At 68.9% G+C, this 22,989-nt stretch carries 20 protein-coding genes; 5 read left to right on the forward strand and 15 right to left on the reverse strand.

The window, feature by feature from the left end; genetic code table 11:
- Positions 1 to 15 precede the first annotated feature (15 nt).
- From C5E41_RS29915 to C5E41_RS29945, 7 genes are all read right to left on the reverse strand, one after another.
- A complete protein-coding gene (locus C5E41_RS29915; protein ID WP_104379069.1) occupies positions 16 to 630 on the reverse strand; it encodes a TetR/AcrR family transcriptional regulator in 615 nt (204 codons plus the stop codon).
- Between the two features lie 7 nt (positions 631 to 637).
- Positions 638 to 1,426, reverse strand: a complete 789-nt coding sequence (locus tag C5E41_RS29920; protein ID WP_104379094.1) for an enoyl-CoA hydratase family protein — start codon at positions 1,424 to 1,426, stop codon at positions 638 to 640.
- A 108-nt stretch (positions 1,427 to 1,534) separates the two neighbouring features.
- Positions 1,535 to 2,695 carry an acyl-CoA dehydrogenase family protein gene (locus C5E41_RS29925; RefSeq protein ID WP_104379070.1) on the reverse strand — a complete coding sequence of 387 codons (1,161 nt, stop codon included), beginning with the start codon at positions 2,693 to 2,695 and terminating at the stop codon, positions 1,535 to 1,537.
- A gap of 23 nt (positions 2,696 to 2,718) precedes the next feature.
- Entirely contained in the window at positions 2,719 to 4,761 is a 2,043-nt protein-coding gene (locus C5E41_RS29930; RefSeq protein WP_104379071.1) for an ATP-binding protein, read from the reverse strand.
- A gap of 8 nt (positions 4,762 to 4,769) precedes the next feature.
- Complete coding sequence (locus C5E41_RS29935) at positions 4,770 to 6,374, reverse strand: acyl-CoA carboxylase subunit beta (RefSeq protein ID WP_104379072.1); 1,605 nt, start codon at positions 6,372 to 6,374, stop codon at positions 4,770 to 4,772.
- Positions 6,371 to 7,522 carry an acyl-CoA dehydrogenase family protein gene (locus C5E41_RS29940; protein ID WP_258081353.1) on the reverse strand — a complete coding sequence of 384 codons (1,152 nt, stop codon included), beginning with the start codon at positions 7,520 to 7,522 and terminating at the stop codon, positions 6,371 to 6,373. Before C5E41_RS29940 ends, C5E41_RS29935 begins: the two co-directional genes overlap by 4 nt.
- On the reverse strand, positions 7,519 to 9,234 hold the full coding sequence (locus C5E41_RS29945) for an acyclic terpene utilization AtuA family protein (protein WP_104379074.1): 1,716 nt from the start codon (positions 9,232 to 9,234) through the stop codon (positions 7,519 to 7,521). Before C5E41_RS29945 ends, C5E41_RS29940 begins: the two co-directional genes overlap by 4 nt.
- A gap of 258 nt (positions 9,235 to 9,492) precedes the next feature.
- On the opposite strand from C5E41_RS29945, the gene C5E41_RS34240 reads away from it, so the two are divergent.
- Complete coding sequence (locus tag C5E41_RS34240; RefSeq protein WP_167332006.1) at positions 9,493 to 9,645, forward strand: hypothetical protein; 153 nt, start codon at positions 9,493 to 9,495, stop codon at positions 9,643 to 9,645.
- A 22-nt stretch (positions 9,646 to 9,667) separates the two neighbouring features.
- Here the strand turns inward: C5E41_RS34240 and C5E41_RS29955 are convergent, their stop codons facing one another.
- The 6 genes from C5E41_RS29955 to thiO form a co-directional block, all read right to left on the reverse strand.
- Complete coding sequence (locus tag C5E41_RS29955) at positions 9,668 to 10,516, reverse strand: adenylate/guanylate cyclase domain-containing protein (RefSeq protein ID WP_439956503.1); 849 nt, start codon at positions 10,514 to 10,516, stop codon at positions 9,668 to 9,670.
- A gap of 588 nt (positions 10,517 to 11,104) precedes the next feature.
- Positions 11,105 to 11,866, reverse strand: coding sequence for an ABC transporter permease (locus C5E41_RS29960; protein WP_104379076.1), 762 nt, complete (start codon positions 11,864 to 11,866; stop codon positions 11,105 to 11,107).
- Positions 11,866 to 12,831, reverse strand: a complete 966-nt coding sequence (locus C5E41_RS29965; protein WP_104379096.1) for an ABC transporter ATP-binding protein — start codon at positions 12,829 to 12,831, stop codon at positions 11,866 to 11,868. The genes C5E41_RS29960 and C5E41_RS29965 overlap by 1 nt, the downstream gene beginning before the upstream one ends.
- A 134-nt stretch (positions 12,832 to 12,965) precedes the next feature.
- Positions 12,966 to 13,742, reverse strand: a complete 777-nt coding sequence (locus tag C5E41_RS29970) for a thiazole synthase (RefSeq protein WP_104379077.1) — start codon at positions 13,740 to 13,742, stop codon at positions 12,966 to 12,968.
- A 1-nt stretch (position 13,743) separates the two neighbouring features.
- Positions 13,744 to 13,980, reverse strand: a complete 237-nt coding sequence (gene thiS / locus C5E41_RS29975) for a sulfur carrier protein ThiS (protein ID WP_104379078.1) — start codon at positions 13,978 to 13,980, stop codon at positions 13,744 to 13,746.
- Positions 13,977 to 15,071, reverse strand: coding sequence for a glycine oxidase ThiO (gene thiO / locus C5E41_RS29980; protein WP_104379097.1), 1,095 nt, complete (start codon positions 15,069 to 15,071; stop codon positions 13,977 to 13,979). The genes thiS and thiO overlap by 4 nt, the downstream gene beginning before the upstream one ends.
- A 173-nt stretch (positions 15,072 to 15,244) precedes the next feature.
- On the opposite strand from thiO, the gene thiE reads away from it, so the two are divergent.
- The gene (thiE, locus tag C5E41_RS29985) at positions 15,245 to 15,922 is read left to right on the forward strand and encodes a thiamine phosphate synthase (protein WP_104379079.1); all 678 of its coding nucleotides are present in this window, start codon (positions 15,245 to 15,247) and stop codon (positions 15,920 to 15,922) included.
- A gap of 47 nt (positions 15,923 to 15,969) precedes the next feature.
- On the opposite strand, the gene C5E41_RS29990 is transcribed toward thiE, so the two are convergent.
- On the reverse strand, positions 15,970 to 16,641 hold the full coding sequence (locus C5E41_RS29990) for an NUDIX hydrolase (protein ID WP_104379080.1): 672 nt from the start codon (positions 16,639 to 16,641) through the stop codon (positions 15,970 to 15,972).
- Positions 16,642 to 16,787: 146 nt separating this feature from the next.
- Between C5E41_RS29990 and C5E41_RS29995 the strand changes: the two genes are divergently transcribed.
- Genes C5E41_RS29995 through C5E41_RS30005 form a run of 3 tightly spaced genes read left to right on the forward strand, consistent with a single transcriptional unit; the run spans position 16,788 to position 21,673 of the window.
- On the forward strand, positions 16,788 to 18,137 hold the full coding sequence (locus tag C5E41_RS29995; RefSeq protein ID WP_146097739.1) for a hypothetical protein: 1,350 nt from the start codon (positions 16,788 to 16,790) through the stop codon (positions 18,135 to 18,137).
- The gene (locus C5E41_RS30000; protein WP_104379082.1) at positions 18,134 to 19,105 is read left to right on the forward strand and encodes a glutamate ABC transporter substrate-binding protein; all 972 of its coding nucleotides are present in this window, start codon (positions 18,134 to 18,136) and stop codon (positions 19,103 to 19,105) included. The genes C5E41_RS29995 and C5E41_RS30000 overlap by 4 nt, the downstream gene beginning before the upstream one ends.
- Before the next feature lie 3 nt (positions 19,106 to 19,108).
- A complete protein-coding gene (locus C5E41_RS30005) occupies positions 19,109 to 21,673 on the forward strand; it encodes a serine/threonine-protein kinase (RefSeq protein ID WP_104379083.1) in 2,565 nt (854 codons plus the stop codon).
- 7 nt (positions 21,674 to 21,680) lie between these two features.
- Here the strand turns inward: C5E41_RS30005 and C5E41_RS30010 are convergent, their stop codons facing one another.
- On the reverse strand, positions 21,681 to 22,877 hold the full coding sequence (locus tag C5E41_RS30010; protein ID WP_104379084.1) for an acetate kinase: 1,197 nt from the start codon (positions 22,875 to 22,877) through the stop codon (positions 21,681 to 21,683).
- Positions 22,878 to 22,989: the final 112 nt, after the last annotated feature.

The following is a 22,989-nucleotide window of genomic DNA, read 5'->3' on the forward strand; positions in this document are numbered from 1 at the left end:
TAATCGACCGGTCGATCAGCGCGGGGTGTGCAGGCCCATGTGCAGGGTCACCGCCCATTGATGCACGATCTGTTTGCGGCGGACCGAGTCGTCGGTGAGAACGTCGGCCAGGCCCAGGCCGCGTGCCATGTCGAGGGTGGCCTGCACGAGATGATGGGCGACCGGGTCGGAGTCGTCGACGCCGAGCGCCTCGACGGCCAGGCGATGCGATACCCGGCCGAAGTGGGCCTCGAGTGGCACGATGCGTTCGCGCAACACCGGGTCCGCCGCGGCGTGGGTCCATACCTGTAGCGCCGCCTTGAACAGCGGAGTCGTATAGGACTCGACCAACTGCGCCACCACCGCTTCCGTGCGGCCCACGCCCTGCGCCACCTCGGTCACGGCCGCCGCCTCGGCCTTGGACTGCGCCATCCGGGTGTCGAACATGTACTCGAGGGCGGCGGTGATCAAATCCTCCCTGGTGGGGAAATGATGTTGGGCCGCCCCGCGCGAGACCCCGGCCCGTTCGGCGACCACCGCGACAGTGGCCGCCGCCCAGCCCATTTCGGCCAGACAGTCGATGGTCGCCTCGAGCAACCGCCGACGGGTGGCCCGGCTGCGGTCCTGCTTGGGTTCGTGCGATGCGGTCATGATTGCGTCATTCTGCCCAGCTGGGTGGGCGGCGCTGGAAGAAGGCCGTCATCCCTTCGATCACCTCGGGCGTGCCGAAGAAACTTCCGGAGCGTTTGGCCAGCTCATCGGCGGTGCGATCGAATTCGGCGACGATGGACGCATTCACCAGCCGCTTACTTTCGGCCAGTCCCTGCGGGGACCCCTTGCGCAGTTCGCCGCACAGGCGGGCCACCTCGGCGGCGACATCGGCGGCGGCGACGGTGATCAATCCGATCCGCTCGGCCTCGGCCGCGTCGAAGGTCTCCCCGGTCTGGTAGTAGCGGGCGGCGGCCCGGGAGGTCAGCCGCGGCAGCAGTGTGAGCGAGATCATGAACGGCGCCAGGCCCAGCCGAGCCTCGGTGAGCGCGAAACTGCTCGACGGTCCGGCGACCGCGATGTCGCAGGCGCCGACGATGCCCATCCCACCCGCGCGCACATTGCCGTCGACCTGCGCGACGACCGGCTTGTGCAATTCGACGATGCCGCGCAGCACGTCGATCATCCACCGGGTGCGGATATCGGCGGCCGCGGCCGGATCGGCGTCGAGCGCTTCCTTGAGATCCGCGCCGGCGCAGAACGTATTACCGGTGTGGGTGAGGATCACCCCGCGGACCTGCTCGTCGGCGCCTGCCTTGCGCAGTCCGTCGAGCAGCTCCCGAACCAGCTTCGAGGACAGCGCATTCCGATTGTGCGGTGAATCCAGCGTGAGCACCGCGAAGCCGTCGCGCACCGCGTATCGCACGAAAGGCGTTTCGGTGCCGCCGGTTTCGGTGATCTCGGTGCCGGTTTCGGTGCCGGTGGTTTCGCTCACGTGCGTTCCTCCTCGTCCGGTTCGGTGGGTTTACGCCGGCCGCGCCGCAGTGGCGGCCGGCCGGGGCACCGCTCAGTACGACTTCGGCAACCCCAGCGAGTGCTGGGAGACGAAGTTCAGGATCATTTCCCGGCTCACCGGCGCCACCCGCGCGATCCGGGCCGCGCCGAGCATGCCCGCCAGACCGATGTCCGTGGTCAGGCCCGAGCCGCCGTGCGTCTGGATGGACTGATCCAGCGCCTTGATACTCGCCTCCGCCGCGGCGTATTTCGCCATATTGGCGGCCTCCGCGGCACCGAAGTCGTCGCCGGAATCGTAGAGGACCGCGGCCTTCTGCATCATCAGCTTGGCCAGTTCGAGTTCGATCTTCACCTGTGCCAGCGGATGCGAGATGCCCTGGTGCGCCGCGATCGGCGTCTTCCACACCTGCCGCTCCCGGGCGTATTCGACCGCCCGGTCGATGGCGTAGCGGCCCATGCCGACCGCCATCGCCGCACCCATGATGCGCTCCGGATTCAGGCCGGCGAACAGCTGCGCGATGGCGGCGTCCTCCTGGCCCACCAGCGCGCTGCCGGGCAGCCGCACATCGTCAAGGAACAACGTGAACTGGTTGTCCGGCTCGATGATGTCCATCTCCTGGCGGTTCTTCTCGAAGCCGGGAGTATCGGTCGGGACGATGAACAGCGCCGGCTTCAACTTGCCGGTCTTGGAATCCTCGGTACGCGAGACGATCAGCACCGCCTCGGCCTGATCCACACCGGAGATGAAGATCTTGCGGCCGTTGAGGATCCAGTCGCCGCCGTCGCGGCGGGCGGTGGTGGTGATGTTGTGCGAGTTGGACCCGGCATCGGGTTCGGTGATGCCGAACACCATCTTCGAGGAGCCGTCGGCCAGCTTGGTCAGCCAGTACCGCTTCTGTTCCTCGGTGCCGTACTTGGTGATGATGGTGCCGCAGATCGCGGGCGAGACCACCATCAGCAGCAGGCCGGCGCCCTGGGCGGCCAGTTCCTCCATCACCAGCGCCAGTTCGTAGATCCCGGCGCCACCGCCGCCGTACTCCTCCGGCAGGTTCACGCCGAGGAAGCCGAGTTTGCCCGCCTCGTCCCACAATTCGTCCAGCGGTTCGTTGCGGCGCGCCTTGGCGGAGACGTAGTCGCGGTAGTTGTACTTCGCGGCGAGCTTGGCTACGGCCGCCCGCAACTGCTTCTGTTCGTCGGTTTCGATGAAGCTCATGGGAATTCTCCTGTAGTGGGCGGCTATCCGGCGGTGGCTTCGGCCGGTGCGGCGGTGACTTCGGCCGGTGCGGCGGTGGCTTCGGCGTGGACGACCGCCAGCACGGCGCCGACGTCGACCTGTTGTCCCGCGACAACATTCAGTTCGGTCAGCACACCGGCCGCCGGGGCGGCGATGGTGTGTTCCATCTTCATGGCCTCGAGCCAGAGAATCGGCTGACCTTTCTCGACGGTGCTGCCGACCTCGGCGCCGAGCCGGATCACCGCGCCCGGCATCGGCGCCAGCAACGAACCCTCGGCGATCTGGTCGGCCGGATCCGAGAAGCGCGGGAGCTTGCGCACCGCGACCGGGCCCAGTGGCGAATCGACGGCCACCAGATCGCCGTAACGCGCGACCTCGAACCGCCGTCGCACCGCCCCGCGCTCACCGGGCACACCCAGGACCACCACATCCGGTGTGGCCTCGATCAGTTCGAGTCCCGCGTGCCCCTCGACCTCGAGGCCGGAGCGGGTGAGGCGGTAGCGCACCTCGTGCGTTCCCGACACCCGGCTCTCGTAGGACTTGCTCTGCGACTGCGACGGTAGGTTGCGCCAGCCGCTGGGCAGCGCCGCGCCGACCTTGGCCGCGGCTCGGTTGGCCGCCGCGTCCGCCAGCGCCGCCGCGACGATCGACAGGCTCTCGTCAGCGGCGGACACCAGTGGCACGGAAAGATTTTCCAGTCCGTGCGTGGCGAAGAACGCGGTATCGGTATCACCGGCGAGGAAGGCCGGATGCCGCAATACTCGCACCAGCAGGTCACGGTTGGTGACCAGACCGTGAAGGCGGGCCCGCTGCAACGCGGTCGCCAGCAGATGCGCCGCTTCCTCGCGGGTGTCGGCGTAGGAGATGACCTTGGCCAGCATCGGGTCGTAGAACACCCCGACCGTCGAACCGTTCACCACACCGGAGTCCAGTCGCAGACCGGGCTCGGTCAGGACGGTGAATTCGACTGTGCCCGGGGCGAATTCGATGCGATGTACCACACCGCTCTGCGGCTGCCAGTCGTACGCCGGATCCTCCGCGTACAGCCGCACCTCGATGGAGTGGCCGCGCATCGGCGGCGGTTCCGGCGGCAGCCGGTAGCCCTGCGCCACCTGTAGCTGCAGCCGGACCAGATCCAAGCCGGTGGTGCATTCGGTGACCGGGTGTTCCACCTGCAGGCGGGTGTTCATCTCCAGGAAGAAGAAATCGCCCTGTTCGTCGGCGAGGAATTCGACCGTGCCCGCACCCTGGTAGCCGATCGCCTCGGCGGCGAGGCGGACCGCCTCGAACAACCGTTCCCGCATCCCGTCGACCCGCTCCACCAGCGGCGACGGAGCTTCCTCCACCACCTTCTGATGCCGGCGCTGAATGGAACATTCGCGCTCGCCCACCGCCCAGACCCGGCCGTGGGTATCGGCCATCACCTGCACCTCGATATGGCGGCCGGTTTCCAGGTAGCGCTCGCAGAACACCGTCGGATCGCCGAAGGCCGATTCCGCCTCGCGCCGGGCGGCCTCGAGCTGATCCGGCAGTTCCGCCAGCGAACGCACCACGCGCATACCGCGACCGCCACCTCCGGCGGAGGCCTTGATCAGCACGGGCAGCACGTTCTCGGTGACCTCGGCCGGATCGAGTTCGGCCAGCACCGGGACGCCCGCGGCGTCCATCATCTTCTTGGATTCGACCTTCGAACCCATCTGTTCGATGGCCGCGACCGGCGAGCCCACCCACGCCAGGCCGGCATCGATCACCTGGCGAGCGAATTCCGCGTTCTCGGAGAGGAATCCGTAGCCGGGATGGATCGCATCGGCGCCCGCGGCGTGCGCGGCCTCGATGATCAGATCGCCGCGCAGATAGGTCTCGGCGGGGGTGTGGCCGGGCAGCCGGATCGCCGCATCGGCCTCGGCCACATGCGGTACGTTCGCGTCCGCGTCCGAATACACCGCGGTCGTGGCGATGCCCATGCGCCGGCAGGTCGCGAACACCCGCCGGGCGATCTCCCCGCGGTTGGCGACCAGAACGTTCGTGATCCGCCCTACTGTCATATCGGACCTCACATCCGGAAGACGCCGAAGCCCTCGGCGCCCTTGATCGGGGCATTGTGGATGGCCGACAAGGCCATTCCCAATACCGTGCGGGTGTCGCGGGGGTCGATGACGCCGTCGTCGTAGAGTCGGCCCGACATGAACATCGGCAGCGACTCGGCCTCGATCTGGGCCTCGATCATCGCGCGCATGCCCTTGTCGGCCTCCTCGTCGAACGCCTGGCCGCGCGCCTCGGCGGCGGCCCGGCCCACGATGGAGATCACGCCCGCCAGCTGCGCGCCACCCATCACCGCGGATTTCGCGCTGGGCCAGGCGAAGACGAAGCGCGGATCGTAGGCACGCCCGCACATGCCGTAGTGCCCGGCCCCGTAGGAGGCGCCCATCAGCAGCGAGATGTGCGGCACCTTCGAATTGGAGACGGCGTTGATCATCATCGCGCCGTGTTTGATGATGCCCTTCTGCTCGTACTCCTTGCCCACCATGTAGCCGGTGGTGTTGTGCAGGAACAGCAATGGTGTGTTCGACTGATTCGCCAACTGGATGAACTGCGCGGCCTTCTGCGCCTCCTCCGAGAACAGCACACCGCGGGCATTGGCGAGGATGCCGACCGGATAGCCGTGCAGCTCCGCCCAGCCCGTCACCAGGCTGGAACCGTAGAGCGGTTTGAATTCGTCGAAATCGGATCCGTCCACCACCCGGGCGATGACCTCGCGCGGATCGAACGGAATCTTCAGGTCGGTGGGCACGATGCCGAGCAGTTCCTCGGAATCGTAGAGCGGTTCGATCACCTCGGCGCGCGGACGCGGGGCAGGTCCGGTCTTGCGCCAGTTCAACCGCCGTACGATGGAACGGCCGATCCGGATGGCGTCCTGTTCGTCGGCGGCGAGATAGTCGGCCAGACCCGAGGTGCGGGCGTGCATTTCGGCGCCGCCGAGCGATTCGTCGTCGGACTCCTCACCGGTCGCCATCTTGACCAGCGGCGGACCGCCGAGGAACACCTTGGAGCGTTCCTTGATCATGACCGTGTAGTCGGACATGCCGGGAATGTAGGCGCCGCCGGCGGTGGAATTGCCGAAAACCAGTGCGATGGTGGGGACTCCGGCCGCGGAGAGCCGGGTGAGGTCGCGGAACATGCGACCGCCCGGGACGAACACCTCCTTCTGCGTCGGCAGATCGGCGCCGCCGGATTCCACCAGGCCGATCACCGGAAGGCGGTTCTCCAGCGCGATATCGTTCATGCGCAGGTTCTTGCGCAGCGTCCACGGATTCGACGTGCCGCCGCGCACGGTCGGATCGGGGGCCACGATCATGCATTCGACGCCCTCCACGATGCCGATTCCGGCGATCACCGAGGCGCCCACGTGGAATTCGCTGCCCCAGGCGGCCAGCGGCGCCAGCTCCAGGAACGGCGAATCCTCGTCGATGAGCAGTTCGATGCGCTCGCGCGCGGTGAGCTTGCCGCGCTTGCGGTGGCGCGCCATCTTGTCCGGGCCGCCGCCCGCGATGTTCTTGGCGTATTCGGCTTCGACCTCGGCCAATTTCTCGGTCATCGCGTCCGCGGCGGCGCGGTAGTCCGCCGAATTCGGGTCGATGGCTGTACGGAGAGTGCTCATGGTTGGTACCCCAATCGCTTGGCCGCGAGGCTGGTCAGGATTTCGTTGGTGCCGCCGCCGATGCCGAGGATGCGCACATCGCGGTAGTGGCGCTCCACCTCGGATTCGCGCATGTAGCCCAGGCCTCCGAACAGCTGAACCGCTTGGTGGGCCACCCATTCCGCGGTCTCCACCGCGGTGTTCTTGGCGAAGCACACCTCGGCGATCAGATCGGATTCCCCGTCCGCCGCCCGTTCGGCCACATGCCGGGTGTAGACACGGGCGACGTCGATGCGGCGAGCCATCTCCGACAGCGTGTTCTGCACGGCCTGCCTACTGATGAGCGGACGGCCGAAGGTCTCGCGGTCGCGGCACCACCGCAGGGTCAGATCCAGGCAGCGCTGCGCATGTCCGTAGGCCTGCACCGCCAGCCCCAGTCGCTCGCTGACGAAAGCCTGTGCGATCTGGGCGAATCCGGAGTTCTCGGCGCCCACCAGATTCGACACCGGCACGCGCACGTCGACATAGGACAGTTCGGCGGTATCGGAGGCCAGCCAGCCCATCTTCTCCAGTTTGCGACTGACCGTGAATCCCGGCCGGTCCTTCTCGACCAGCAGCAGCGAAACACCGGACGCGCCGGGGCCGCCCGTGCGCACGGCGGTCACCACATAGTCGGCGCGCACCCCAGAGGTGATGAAGGTCTTCGCCCCGTTGACCACGAAGTCGTCGCCGTCGCGCACGGCGCTGGTGGTGAGATGGCCGACATCGGAGCCGCCGCCGGGTTCCGTGATAGCCAGTGAGCCGATCTTCTCCCCCGCCAGGGTGGGCTTCACCCAGCGTTCGATCAGCTCCGCGTTGCCGGACGCGGCCATGTGCGGCACCGCGATACCGCAGGTGAACAGGGATGCGAACAGTCCGCCCGAGCAGCCGGCGTAGTGCATCTCCTCGGCCACGATCGCGGCGTCGATCCCGTCGCCGCCCGCACCGCCTACCGACTCCGGAAACTGGATCCCGAGCAGTCCGAGCGCACCCGCCTTCTTGTGCAGTTCGCGGGGGATCTCGCCGGCCCGCTCCCACTCGTCCAGGTAGGGCAGCACCTCACGCTCGGCGAAATCTCGTACGGTAGCGCGTAATTCACGCCGCTCGGGCGTCTCCCAGCCACTGGTCACGGTAGTAACTCCACGGGTATGTCGAGGTGGCGGGACCGCAGCCATTCGCCGAGTCCCTTGGCTTGTGGATCGAATCGGGCCTGGTAGGCGACGCCGAGGCCGAGCAGGTCCTCGACGATGAAGTTCACCGCTCGCAGATTCGGCAGGACGTGCCGGGTGACGGTGAGCTTCGCGGTCTCCGGCAGCAGCGCCCGCAGCGTGTCGACGGTGAGGGTGTGCACCAGCCAGCGCCACTGGTCGTCGGTGCGCACCCAGACCCCGATATTGGCGTTTCCGCCCTTGTCACCGCTGCGGGCGAGAGCGATGGAACCCAACGGGACCCGGCGCGTTTCACCGGCCGTCAGGGGCTGCGGCAGCTCGGGTTCGGCCACCTCCTCCAGTTCCCGGGTCTGCGTGGGCGGAGCGATCGCCACACGGGAGCCGTCGTGAAGTACCGCGGTGTGCGCGACCTCGCCCGCATCGACATAGCCCGCGGTGTAGACGCCGTAGGGCGCACCGTTTCCGGGCGGCGTGGTCATGGTGAAGCCGGGGTAACTGGCCAGCGCCAATTCGACTGCGACGCTGGAGAACGCGCGTCCCACCTTGTCGGGATCGGGATCGCGGACCACGCAGCGCAGCAGGGCGCTGGCCTGTTCCTCGGTCTCGGCGTCGGGACGGTCCAGCCGCGACAGCGACCAGTCGAGTTCGGCCGGGCGCACCGGCAGCCAGCTTTCCAATTGCCGCTGCGCCAGTGCGGCTTTGGCCTCGATGTCGAGTCCGGTGAGCACGAAGGTCATCTCGTTGCGGAAGCCGCCCAGGGTGTTCAGCGAGACCTTCAGCCGCGGCGGCGGCGCCTCACCGGTCACGCCGCTGATCAGCACTCGGTCGTCACCGTCGGCGGCGAGCCGGATGCTGTCGAGGCGGGCGGTGACATCGGGTCCGGCGTAGCGCGCGCCCTGGATCTCGTACATCAGCTGCGCTTCGACGGTGTCAACGGTGACCGCGCCACCGGTGTTAGCGTGTTTGGTGATGACGCTGCTGCCGTCGCGGCGTACCTCGGCGATCGGGAAGCCGGGACGGTCGAGATTCTCGATCTCGGTGAAGAACGCGAAGTTGCCGCCGGTGGCCTGGGTGCCGCATTCGATGACGTGACCGGCGACCACCGCACCGGCGAGCGCGTCGACATCGTCTCGGGCCCAGCCGAAGTGGGCGGCCGCCGGTCCGACGACCACGGAGGCGTCGGTGACCCGGCCGGTGACGACGATATCGGCCCCGGCGTTCAGCGCCTCGGCGATACCCCACGCGCCCAGGTATGCGTTGGCGGTCAGCGGTGCGCCCAGGCCCAGTTCCTGGGCGCGCGGCAGCAGATCGTCACCTTCGACGTAGGCGATTTTCGCTGCGACTCCGAGCTTTTCGGCCACCTCGGCGACCCGCTGCGCCAATCCCGCCGGATTGAGTCCGCCCGCGTTCGCGACGATCCGTACGCCGCGTTCCAGTGCCAGGCCGAGGCAGTCCTCGAGTTGCCGGACGAAGGTTTTGGCATAGCCGAGGGCCGGATCCTTCATCCGATCGCGGCCGAGAATCAGCATGGTCAGTTCGGCGAGGTAGTCACCGGTGAGCACATCGAGTTGCCCGCCCTCGAGCATCTCGCGCATCGCGCTCAACCGGTCGCCGTAGAACCCGGAACAGTTGCCGATCCGGAGGACCTCCGGGTCGGCGCCGAGACTCGTCATCTGCGCGGCGCCTCCTCATGCGACGTGCCTGCCGCAGCGGCTGCACTGCGTCGGGTTCCAGAGTCACATCGGGTATGGAAAAAATCAAGCCTGCGTGCTTGTTAATTGCCGAAATCGCAGGTACATGCGGCGCGTCGCCGCTCGACCGGCCCGACCGGGTACACCGCGAGCCGGACCGCCGGCTCGCCCGGCGGCTACCACGAACCGGCGGAACCGGCCGGTGTCCGAGGCCCACGAGCCGCCGGGCAAGATGGCAGGGTGTCCAATTCCGTGATCGTCGTACTGCTGCTGGCCGTGGCCGGATTCCTGGTCGGCGGCGCCTTCACCATGTGGAAGAACTCTCGGGTGCTGTCGGTGATGCTGGGCGTCTGCGCGGTCCTCGCGGTCGTCGGCGTGGTCACCTGGTGGTAGACCGCCCGATCGCACCCGGCGCCTAGTCTCCGGCGAGGCGGAAGATGCGCATACCCTCCGGAACGCCGTTGAGCGGGGCGGCGAACATGCTGCGCCGATAGGGCTTGGCCGCGACCTCGAGTTCCTTCAGCGTGCTCGGCTCCAGCGCTTCGAGCGTGGTCTCCGAGATCATCGTGTTGCCGTTGCCGCCGGCCTCCATCACCCGCGCGGCGATGGTGACGTCCACCCCCAGCCAGTCTCCGCCGATCTCGCGCGGCGTCCCGGTGTGCAGGCCCGCCCGCATACGCGGCCGATAGCCCGCCACCTCGACCCGGTCCAAATTCTTCTTGGCGGTCAGTACCGCACGCACCGCACTGTCGGGAGAGGCGAATACCGCCATCACCCCGTCGCCCATGCGCTTGACGACCTGACCACCCCGGTCGACGATCGGCGGTTCGATGGCCCGCGCCACCCGCCGCAACAGCTCCAGCGTGGCCTCGTCACCGGCCGACAGCGACCATCGGGAGAACGCGACCAGGTCCGTGAAGACCACCGTGATCTCTTCACTGCCCTTACCGCGGCCGACCCGCTCCAGCATCGCCTGCCAGACCTGCAGCGCACCCAGACCCAGCTCCTTGGCGGCGCTGGGATGATCGCCCACGATCTTGTCGGCCGCGCGAGCCACCGCCCGCGCGCCGCCGGGGCCGGACAACGACAGCGGATCGCCGAATGCGGGATCGCCGGGCAAGCTCTCGCGCGCCTTGCGAATCACGCCGATGACGTCGGCCCGCTGATTAGCCGCGGCCATCAACGAGGACAGCTGATCGGTGCGGCGCCGGCCGAACGACCGTAGACGAGATCCGTCCTCGTCGGCCGGCGTGAGCGGAATCACGATCTCGACGTCCGATTCGACCCCGGCCTCGGGCGCGTCGACCGGGGGCACCGTATCGGCTGGTGCCGGGTCACCATGTGGGGCGTCGGCGTCACGACAGGTGTCCACACCGGAACCGGCCCCCCTTTTACCCCGCCGACCGGCGGTGCCGTTGCGAGGCGACCCCGAACCGCCGGTGCGGTTTCGCGCGTCTCCGGGACGGGCTGCGCGGGACGCGTTTTCGCCGTCGCCGGAAGGTCTTTCGCTCACATCCCGAGCGTAGCCAATGATCGCCACCTGCCACCTCTCTATCGGACGGAGCGGGCACAGCGCTGGGTCCGCCGATGGATAACGTGTTGGTTGCCCGGCCGATGTTACCCACCGGCTCTTCCACACGGAAGGTCCGGCGGCGCTGTTAACGAAGGCTTTGCACAGCGCACACCGGCCCGATGCACAGCGCGAAACGGCTGCACATCGGGCCGGTGATCGTCACATTCGCCGGGCAGTGGCGACTGTGACCGGATAGCAGTCCCCCGACAGGACCGCCCTCCCGTTCCCGGGCTTTCGCGAGGGTGAGCGCCCGGGAGCGGGCAGGTATGTGGTTGTCGCTCAGGCGTCGCGGCGGTCGACCACGATCAGCGCGGCACCGAACACGACCGCCACGAAGACGATGAAGTAGACCAGTCCGCCCCACGGTCCCCAGTGCCAGTGCGCCGCGGAGGACGTGTCCTCTCCGAGAAACCGGTTGATGTTGGCGAAGGGCAGGAACGGCTGCACGGTGCGGCCGAAGCTGCCGAAACTACCCAGCAGCGTCTCGATCAGCAAGGGCCACAACACGATCAGCGAGATCGCCGCTGCCGATTGCCGCACCAGGGCGCCGATGCCGACCGACAGGACCACCGCCAGGAAGGCATAGATCGCCAGTCCGTAGAGCGCGCGCCAATCGGCGTCCGAGCTCAGACTCATCTGCCGCCCCGCATCGCCGGCCAGCGGTTTCGCGATGAGATAGGCCAGCAGGCCCAGCACGAAGGTCAGCACCGCCGCGTAGGCGCCGGTCAGCAGGGCCTTGGTGGTCAGGACCAGCGATCGGTTCGGGGTCGCCTGGAAGGTGGTCCGGATGATGCCGAAGCGGTATTCACTGGTCACGGTGAGGGCGGCCATGATCATCAGGACCATGACGCCGAATCCGGAGACACCAACCGTGGCGCCGGCGGTGGTCAGCGTGGTTTCGTTCTCATGGCCCATGCTCGCCCGCGATACGGCCGCGAACAGCGCGGCCATGCCCAGGCCCAGCGCCACGACGATCGCCGAACACCACCACGGCGACCTGGTCGAGGTGAGTTTGATCCGCTCGGCGGTGACGACACCCATCAGAGCGCACCTCCCATCGCCTGCTCGATGCCCTCACCGTGGTACTGCACCGCACCTCCGGTCATCCGCATGAACGCCTCCTCGAGCGAAGCCTGTTGCGGCGCAAGCTCATACAGGGTGATGCTGTTCGCGCCCGCCAATTTGCCGATGGCGTCGCTGGTTTCCCCGACCACCACCAGTGCGGGGGCGGTGTCGATCGCCCCTTCCCGGTCGGCCGCACTGCCGTCCTCGCGCACGGTCATCCCGTTCGAGGTGAGCAGGCTGCGCAGCTCGTCCAGCTGCGGACTGCGCACCCGCACGGTCGATTCCGACGACTTCGCGATGAAATCGTTGGTATCGGTGTCCGCGATCAGCCTGCCGCGCCCGATCACGACCAGATGGTCGGCGGTCTGCGCCATTTCCGACAGCAGATGGCTCGACACCAGCACGGTGCGCCCCTCGGCGGCCAGCCGCTGCATGAACCGACGGATCCACAGAATGCCCTCGGGGTCCAGGCCGTTGACCGGCTCGTCGAACAGCAGTACCGGCGGATCGCCGAGCAGCGCCCCGGCCAGGCCGAGCCGCTGCGACATGCCCAGCGAGAAGCCACCGGCCTTCTTGTTGGCGACCTCGGTCAGGCCCACCAGCCGCAGCACCTCTTCGACCCGGCTGACCGGAATGTCGTTGGTGGCGGCCATCCAGCGCAGATGCGAACGAGCCGACCGGTTCGGATGGACCCACTTGGCATCCAGCAGGGCACCGACCGTGCGCAACGGGTGATCCAGCTCGCGGTAGCGCTTGCCCTGGATGAACGCCGTTCCGGCTGTGGGCTGATCCAAGCCGAGGATCATCCGCATGGTGGTCGACTTACCGGCGCCGTTCGGGCCGAGGAACCCGGTCACCTTACCGGGTGCGACCGTGAACGACAGGTTCTCGACGGCAACGGTCGCACCGAAGCGCTTGGTAAGACCTCTGCATTCGATCATGGTCACCAGTCTTCCCGAGAAATCGGCACGCGACCATCGCCCACAGGTCGCGAGTCCGATCATCCTCGAGGATGAGGGGGACCCCTAGGGTCCGGGTGGGCTCACCCAGCCGCGACCTGGGGACATCCCCGTGTTCACACCGCGGGTGAGGAGGCCTGGGCCCAGAACCGCTTGGGGATGCGCCCGGCGTGGCGCGCCAGGTGACCGGCCTGCACCGCCGCGGCCATCGCCGTCGCCATCCGAGCCGGATGCCGGGCGCGGGTGACGGCGGTGGCCAGCAACACCGCCGAACAGCCGAGTTCCATCGCCAACGCCGCGTCACTCGCCGTGCCGATCCCCGCGTCGAGTACGACCGGAACCCCGGCGGCCGCGACGATCATCTCGATATTGTGCGGATTGCCGATGCCCAGACCGGTGCCGATCGGCGAACCGAGCGGCATCACCGCGGCACAACCAGCGTCTTCCAACCGTCGTGCCAGGACCGGATCGTCGGTGGTGTAGGGCAGCACCACGAAGCCGTCGTCGACCAATTGCTCCGCGGCCGAGACCAATTCGATGGCGTCCGGCAGCAGCGTGCGTTCGTCGGCGATGACCTCGAGTTTCACCCAGTCGGTCTCCAGCGCCTCGCGCGCCAGTTGTGCGGTGAGCACCGCCTCGGCCGCGGTGCGGCAGCCGGCGGTATTGGGCAGCGGGGCGATGTCGAGGCGTTTGAGCAGGTCGAGCACGCCCGTTCCGCCCGCGGCGTCGATGCGGCGCATGGCGACCGTGGTCAATTCGGTGCCGGAGGCGACCAGCGCCTCCTCGAGCACCGCCAGATTCTCCGCCCCGCCGGTGCCCATGATCAGCCGGGAGCCGAATTCCCGATTCGCGATCCGCAGCGGCTCGTCCGGCAGCGGTTCGGTACCCGACATGTCAGCCACCCTGCACCGCCGTCAGGATCTCGATCTCCCAGCCCCGGCCGACCGGCTCGTCCCACCGCGACTTCGGCAGCAGCGCACCGTCGACCGCCAGGGCCACGCCGCGGCACGGCAGTTCGAGACGCTCGAGCAGTTCCCGGACGGTGAGCGGCTCCGCGAAGACGTGTTCGGTGCCGTTCACCGTGACGCCGACGGGGATCGATGTGGACGCGGATCTCGGTTGCGCGGTCACTGGTTACCTCCTGATGATGATGCGGGAGTGACGGTTTCGGCGGTGGCGAAGCGATGCGGATCGGCGGCCTTCGCCTCGGCGAGGACGTCTCCGGCCAGCAGCGCCGCCACCGCGTCGACGGTGATCGGTACGCCGAGGATGCCGTTGCGGCCGTGACCGGTGGCGGCGATCACCCGGTCCGAGAGCCATCCGATCAGCGGCAGATTGTCGGGTGTGCCGGGACGTCCGCCCGCGGCGGCCTCCGCCAGTTCGTATTCGCCGAGGGCCGGCCACACCGCCTCGGCGTCGGCGATCAGATCGCGGACCCCCGCGACGGTCACGGTGGTGTCGAATCCGGCCTCGTACTGAGTAGCGCCGACCACCAGGCCGTCGGCCCGCGGGACCAGATAGACCGGCCGGCCGTGCACCCGCGCGCGGATCACCGAGGACGGCGGCGGTGGGGTGCCCGGGCGGCGGCGCAACCGCAGAATCTCGCCCTTGACCGGGCGCACCGGCAGATCCCACAGGCGGGCGCTGGCCGAACCCGCGGCCAGCACGATCCGGTCGTGGTCGAGTTCGTCCACAGCCGCCACCGACACCGGCTCGATCCGCACACCGGCATGTTCACAACCGCGACGCAAGGCGTCGAGGAGCAGTCGGTTGTCCACTGCCGGTTCGTCGACGGCGAGCAAGCCGGCCCGGACGGTGCGCGACAGTCCGGCCTCGGTCGCGCGGACCCCGGCCCGGTCGAGCACACGCATCGCATATCCGTGGGTGCCGCAGAAATCGGCGATCGTGCGCAGGTCCGCGGCATCGGCCGCGTCCAGCGCGAGGGTGAGGGTCTGTTCGGCCACGAAGACGTTCACCCCGGTGGCGTCGCGCAGCCGCGCGCCGAATTCCGGCCAGCGCCGCAGCGATGCCGCACCGAATTCGAGCAGATCGTCCTCGCCGGGCCAGCCCTCCGAGAGCGGGGCGAGCATGCCGCCCGCGACCCAGGACGCGCCGGACCCCACGCCGGGGTCGAGAATCGTCACCGACCAGCCCTGTTCGGCGGCCCGCCAGGCCACCGCCAGACCGATCACACCCCCACCCACGACGGCCAGACTTCGCATCACTCCACCTCGCTCGGGTCCCGGACTCGCACGCACCGCGCCGTGCACGGCCGACACCGGGAATCGGCGTTCCCGCGCGGCCGCCATCGCTGCGGGAATGCCCTCTTGTTTCGCCTCTCCACGGTAGCGCGGCTACGGTCGAAGCCGTGCAACCGTCCCAACCGCAACGCCCGATGGCACCGCGCGAACGCCTGGCCTCGGCCCGGCTCTATCTGTGCACCGACGCCCGGCGCGATACCGGTGATCTGGCCGCGTTCGCCGAGGCGGCGCTCTCCGGCGGCGTCGACATCATCCAGCTGCGTGACAAGGGTTCGGCCGGCGAGGCGAAGTTCGGGCCGCTCGAGGCCGGTGCCGAACTCGGTGCGCTGGCCGAGCTGAAGGCCGCGGCCCGCCGCCACGGCGCGTTGGTCGCCGTCAACGACCGCGCCGATATCGCGCTGGCCGCCGGCGCCGATGTGCTGCATCTGGGCCAGGGCGACCTACCGCCCTGGTACGCCCGCCGGATCGTCGGGCCCGATGTGGTGATAGGCCGGTCCACCCACAATCGCAATCAGGCCGGACTCGCGGTCGTCGATGAGCACATCGACTACTTCTGCACCGGGCCGGTCTGGAATACGCCGACCAAACCGGGCCGCACCGCGGCGGGTATCGAGTTGGTGCGGTCGACCGCGGAGTCGCATCCGACCCGGCCGTGGTTCGCGATCGGCGGTATCGATCGCGACCGTCTGCCGGAGGTGCTCGCGGCCGGCGCCGAGCGGGTGGTCGTGGTGCGTGCCATCACCGCGGCGCGCGACCCCCAGGCCGCCGCCCGCGAACTCAAACAGCGGCTGCTGGAGAACGCGGCGAACTGATCCACCGCCGTACACATGGGGAGGACACGGCTATCCGCACACGGCGTTCAGCCCAGCACCTGGTCGAGGGTCAGGACCAGCGTTTCCTCGTACCGCACGAAGCCACCGGACCCGTTGCCGCGCTGCGCGATCCGGGCGGTCGGCGCGGCCGAGTCGTGGGCGTCCAGCCACAGAAATCCGCGATCGGCGAGGTCGATCGTGCGGGGCAGCACCGCCGCGATGGCAGCCGCCTCGGCGAGGCCGTCCAGTTCGAGCCGGGCCGCGGCCGCCCGCAATCCGGGCCATGCGGCGGCGAATCCGGGATGCAGCGGCCTGGCGTCGACCTCCTCCTCCGGAACCCACGCCAGCTCCGCGCTTTCGCGATTTGCCGTGGTAGCCAAGGTTTCCGACACGTCGGCCACCACGGTGGTGTAGGTCCAGCCGGAGTCCGCGGTACTCGTCACCCGGCTGCCGCGCACCCGCACCGCGTCCGGATCGATTCCGGCTTCTTCGTGCGCCTCGCGCACCGCAGCGTGCACGCTTGTCTCATGACTGTCGCGTGCACCACCGGGCAGCGCCCACGTTCCACCCTGATGGCTCCACGGCGCCCGATGTTGCAGCAGCACCAGTGCGCCGCCGCCCTGCCGGGGTGCCCGCAACAGCAGTCCGGCGGCCCCGAACAGGCCCCACTGCCGCGTCCCATCGGGGCTTTCCAAGAAGCCGTCTCCGTCACCGCGCATGCTCCGCCTCGTCCTGATCCACGCCGGCGTCCTGATCGCCGGCCTCCGGGTACCGCTGTCGTGACTGACACATATCGGGCGGTACCGGTACGACCACAATAAGCTCAGTCCGCACAATGCAACCCGCTGAACGAACGGAGGTGGGCATGGCTCGAATCGGGTATTCGCGGCTCGACGAGCTGTCCCCGCGGGCCGCGGCTGCCGCCGTGCGCAGCCGGCTCGACGCGACCGATGTCCGGGCGTTCGCGCGCTCGTCGCCCGCCCGGCTGGTCGCGCTGGGCCTGCTGCTGCTCGGGCTGTGCCTGGTCAACGGCGCCATCACCTCGGGGGAGGTGGGCCACCGCCAGCACGCCCTGGACTATCTACTCGACGAGGCCGAACCCGACGCCAATTCCGCCCAACATCTCTACACCTCGCTGTCGGTGGCCGACGCCGCCGCCGGCACCGCCTTCATCTCGGGCGGGCTGGAGCCGAAACCGGTACGCGACCGCTACGACCAGGCGGTCGGCGAGGCAGCGGCGGAACTGGTGGCCCAGTCCGACAACGCCGGGACGCCGGGCTCGGCCACGCCCGATGCCGACACCCGCCTGCGCACCGGCGTGGCCACCGCACTGCCGGTCTACACCGGGCTGATCGAGACCGCGCGCGCCAACAATCGCGAAGGCCATCCCGTCGGCGCCGCCTATCAGAGCGAGGCGTCGAATCTCATGCAGACCACCATGCTCCCGACCGCGCAGGAGTTACAGGAGCACCGGTCCGCGGCGATCGCGGCGACCCAGCGTCAGCACGTGCGGCCCCCGTGGGCCGCGATCGTGCTGCCGATCCTGACCCTCGCCGCGCTGGTGGCGGCGCAGTTCTATCTGACCCGGCGCTGGCATCGGGTGCTCAATCCGGGGCTGCTGATGGCCTCCGGCATTCTGCTGATCCTGTTGGCCTGGACGGTGATCGCCGGATCGTTCTCGGCGGTGGCGACCACGTCGGGACGCGACGACGGCGCGGTGCCGGGCGCACAGCTGACCGAGAGCCGCATCCTCGCCCAGCAGGCGCGAGCGGCGGAGACACTGAAACTGGTGCGCCGCGACGCCAGCGGCGACTACGACCACACCTACGACACCGCCACCGCACGGCTCGACGATCTGCTCACCCACTATCCCGGCGACGCACCGGGTGCCGACGATGTGCGCAATGCGCACGCGGCACTGGGCCGTTGGCGCTCGGCACATCAGCGGATGAACGACGCGCTGGGCCGCGGCGATTTCCCGGCGGCCACCGTGGTGGCGATCGGCGCGGATCCGGCGCAGGCCAGCGCCGCGGTCGACACCCTCGACACCGCGCTCGCCGCGGGCATGGGTGAGACGCGAAATACGTTGCGCGGGGAAATATCCGATGCGGCGCGTTCGCTGGATTTCCTGGCCCCGGGCGCGCTCACCCTGGCCGTGCTGTCGGCGGTGTTCGTGGTGGCCGGGCTGTGGCCGCGTTTGAGGGAGTACCGATGAGGACGAGGCGGATCGCGGCAGCGGCATTGGCGGTATCGGCGCTACTGGCCGGCGGCTGCGGCGGTGCGCCGGCCACTCCGCGCACCGGTGGCAGCGGCAACTACACCGAACCGCCACTGCCCGCCAATGCCGTTGTGACACAACCACAGCCGGCCCCGGCTCCCGAGCTCGAACCGCAATGCGGTAATCCCACCGCCAGTCTGCGTCCCGGCGCCGACCACGGACCGGCGATCGACGCCGTCCGCGCGCGCGGGCGCTTACTGGTCGGCCTGGACCCGGGCAGCAATCTGTTCAGCTTCCGCGATCCGATCAGCGGCACCCTGGCCGGATTCGACGTCGACGTCGCCGCCGAGATCGCGCGCGATCTGTTCGGCGATCCGCGCCGCATCGAATACCGGATCCTCGGCTCGGCGGATCGCGAACGGGCACTGCAGGATCACAGCGTCGACGTCGTGGTGAAAACCATGACCATCACCTGCGATCGACGTCAGCGCGTGGACTTCTCCACCACGTATCTGATGTCACATCAGCGAGTGCTGGCAGTGAAGGGATCCGGCATCGGCTCGATGGCGGATCTGGCCGGTAAGCGCGTGTGCGCGGTGGGCGGCACCACCTCTCTCGACCGGATTCGGCACATCCAGCCGACGGCCGCGATCATGACGGTCCCTACCTGGGCGGACTGCCTGGTGGTGTTGCAGCAGCGCCAGGTCGACGCGGTCAGCACCGACGACGCGCTGCTCGCCGGGCTGGCGACGCAGGATCCCTACGCCGAGGTGGTGGGCCCCGCCCTCAGCGACGAGCCCTACGGCGTCGGCGTTCCGAAGGGGAACGACGATATGGTCCGGTTCGTGAATGCCACCCTGCAGCGGTTGCGCACCGACGGCACCTGGGATCGGCTCTATCAGCATTGGCTGGCGCCCGCGCTGGGTTCCGCAGCCGGACCGCCGGAACCGACTTATCGGGACTGATCGATGTCCGAACACCAGGCGTTCCCCGAATCCGATCATCCGCCGACGTCGCTCACCTCCACACCGGATACCGGCGACAATCCGACGACACCGCAGCCCCGCCGCGCCCCGGAACCGCCGGGGACCCAGCGGACTCCCGGGGCACGGCACCACCCTGAGACCCAGCACATTCTCGAGACCCAGCACATTCTCGAGACCCAGCGCACCCCGGGAACTCAGTACCCCCCAGGGCCGCGGAACATCCCCGGCCCGCGGCGCGCCGACACATCCACGGCCGCGACGTCTTTCACCGGCCCGGACACCGCCGCTACCCCGACCGGCACCGGAGGTCCCGACACCTCGTCGTATGCGAGCGAGCCGAGTCGCCCCACCGGGCGCAGCGGGCGCACGGTCCGATCCCGCCCCACCGTGCGCCGCCTGGGCGCCGGTCTCGTGCCGATTCCCACTGTGCCGCAGATGGATCCGATGGCCGCCGTGCTCGCCGATCCGATGGTGGCCGAGGGACGGCGGTACTGCTGGCACTGCGGCCGGCCGGTCGGGCGAACCACGCCTGCCCACGCCGCCGCGGCGGCCGGAATCTGCGACAACTGCGGCGCGCCCTACGATTTCCGCCCCTATCTGCGTGCCGGCGATCGCGTCGCCGGACAGTACGAGATTCAGGGCTGTATCGCGCACGGCGGACTCGGCTGGATCTACCTCGCGATCGATCGCAATGTCAGCGACCGCTGGGTCGTGTTGAAGGGCCTGCTGCACGGCGGCGATGCCGAGGCCCAGGCGGTCGCTGTCGCCGAACGGCAATATCTGGCCGAACTGGCCCATCCGAGCATCGTCAAGATCCACAACTTCGTCGAACATCCGGGGCCCGGCGGCTCGCCGATCGGCTACATCGTCATGGAGTACGTGGGCGGACGTTCGCTGCGCGATCTGCTCGACACTCATCCGCGGCCGGAGCGGATGCCGGTTCCGGAGGCGATCGCCTACATTCTGGAGATCCTGCCCGCGCTGGAATACCTGCACACGCTGGAGCTGGCCTACAACGACCTCAAACCCGACAACATCATGGTCACCGAGGACCAGGTGAAACTGATCGACCTGGGCGCGACGGCTCCCTTCGACTCCTACGGAAATCTCTACGGCACCAAGGGTTTTCAGGCACCGGAGATAGCCGCCACCGGCCCCACGGCGGCCACCGACATCTACACCGTCGGCCGGACCCTGGCGGTGCTGACCGTGAATATCCCGATGGCCGCCGGCCGCTACACCGACGGCATCCCGCATCCGGGCGTCGAACCGGTCCTGGCTCGCTACGAATTCCTGCATCGGCTGTTGCTGACCGCGACCGACCCCGATCCCGACCGCCGCTTCCCCTCGGCCCGGGTGATGACCACACAGCTCGCGGGTGTGCTGCGCGAAATCCTGGCCACCGACACCGGTACCGAACATCCGCAGCTGTCGACGCTGTTCAGTCCGCCGCGTACCAGTTTCGGCACCGACGAGCTGATCGGGCAGACCGACGTCTACGCCGACGGCGTGGTCCGCGACAAGAGTCTCGCCGCGCGCGATATCGCCGCCGCCCTGCCGGTGCCGCTGATCGATCCGGCCGATCCCTCGGCCGCGCTGCTGGCCGGGACCGTGCACTCCGAACCGGAACATGCCCTCGACGCGGTGCGGGCCGCGCGGCGTCGAGCCGAGACCGCGCCGGGTGGTGCGCCGCACAGTTTCGCCGCCGAGGCCACCCTGGCCGAGGTGCGCATCCACCTCGATCTCGACCAGCCGGCCGCGGCCCGTGAGCTGCTCGGTTACCTGGGCGAACAGGATTGGCGCACCGACTGGTTCCAGGGCCTGATCGCGTTGCGCGAGCAGGATTACGAACGCGCCTATGACTGTTTCGACGCGGTGCTGGATGCGCTGCCGGGTGAGATCGCGCCCAAACTCGCCATCGCCGCGACCGCGGAACTGGTTCTGCAACATTGGGATTCGCCGGACCCCGGGCAGTGGCGGCACTGCGCCGAGAAGTTCTACGCGACGGTGTGGCGGACCGACCGCGGCGTGGTCAGCGCGGCCTTCGGGCTCGCCCGGCAGTTGGCGGCCGACGGCCGGGTCACCGCGGCGGTCGCGGCCCTGGACGAGGTTCCCTCCGCATCGCGCCACTACACCGAGGCGCGGCTGACCGCGGTCCTGTTACTCCTCACCGCACAACCCGCCGAGCCCGGCGACGCGGAGTCCGAAGGCGGCGACGACCGACGGCAGGCGCACGTCGGCACCGATCGGCTGGCGGAATCGACCCTGCACGTCGCCGCGGCGCGGCTGCAGGCCCTGCCGGCCGCGGAACGCCGGGTCGCGCAGCTGCGAGTCCTGGTGCTCGGCACCGCCCTGGCGTGGCTGCAAGCCGGGCATCGCCCACAGGCGTCCGACCGCACCCTGCTCGGCCAACCGCTCACCGAACGCGGGCTGCGGCAGGGGATCGAAGCGGGACTGCGCGCGCTGGCCCGCACCGCCCCCGGCCGGACGCACCGGTACGCGCTGGTGGATCTGGCGAACGCGATCCGCGCCAAGAGCTGGTTCTGAGCCCCGTTCAGCCCGCCAGCGCGGCAGCCGCGCGGGCGATGGCCAGTTCCTCGTCGGTCGGCACCACCAGCACGGCCACCTCGGCATCCGGCGGCGAAATACGGCGCGCCGCACGATCTTTCGCGGTGTTGCGCACCGGATCAACCGCGATGCCGAAGCGTTCCAGCCCGGCCAGCGCATCGGCGCGCACCTGCGCGTTGTTCTCCCCGACTCCGGCGGTGAAGGTGATCGCGTCGACCCGGCCCAGATCCACCAGATAGGCACCGATGTAATGGCGCAACCGATGCACGTACACGTCATAGGCCAAACGCGCCGCGGCATCGCCGGATTCGATCAGCACGAACAACTGCCGGAAGTCGTTGACCCCGGACAACCCCTTGATGCCCGAGCGGCGGTTGAGCAGTTCGTCGATGCCGTCGATGTCCAGGCCCGCGGTACGGGCCAGATGCAGCGGAATACCCGGATCGATATCGCCCGACCGAGTGCCCATCACCAACCCCTCCAGCGGCGTCAGCCCCATGCTGGTGTCGACGGCCCGACCGCCGCGTATCGCCGACGCCGAGGCGCCGTTACCCAAATGCAGGACGATCTGGTTGTGCCCGGCCGGGTCGCCGCCGAGCAGTTCGGACACTCGCCCCGAGACGTATTCGTGCGAGGTGCCGTGAAACCCGTAGCGCCGGACGCCGTGCGCGGCGGCGACACCGGCGTCGATGGCGTAGGTCTTCGCGGCGTCGGGCAGCCCGTGGAAGAAGGCGGTGTCGAAGACCGCGACCTGCGGGAGATCGGGCAGCAGGGCGCGCGCGGAGCGGATACCGGTGACGTTGGCCGGATTGTGCAGTGGCGCCAGGGTGGAGAGTTTGTCGATGGATTCCACCACGGCATCGGTGATCAGGGTCGGTTCGTAGAAGACCTCGCCACCGTGCACGACCCGATGCCCGACCGCGGAGAGCCCTTCACCGCTCAGATCGTGACCGCTGCGGGCGAACAGGTCGAACACGACCCGCAGCCCGGCGGCATGATCGGAGATCGCGCCGGTGTGCTCGAAATCCTTTCCGTCACTGTGATGTTCGACGGTGACCTCGTCCTCGGAGACCGGCTCCCCGATGCGCGACACCAGCCCGGACGCCGCCACATGCGCCGAAACCGGATCCAGCAGTTGATATTTGATCGACGACGATCCGGAATTGATCACCAATACCTTCATCAACCCCGAGCCTCCTGTGTTGTGCGGGGCACCCGCACCCGGTCGGCACAGCGAGCCGCTACGCGATTGTCGCTCACCGTGCCTCCTGTGTTTTGCGGGGCACCCGCACCCG

Source organism: Nocardia nova, from assembly GCF_002933465.1.
Taxonomy (GTDB): Bacteria; Actinomycetota; Actinomycetes; order Mycobacteriales; family Mycobacteriaceae; genus Nocardia; species Nocardia nova_B.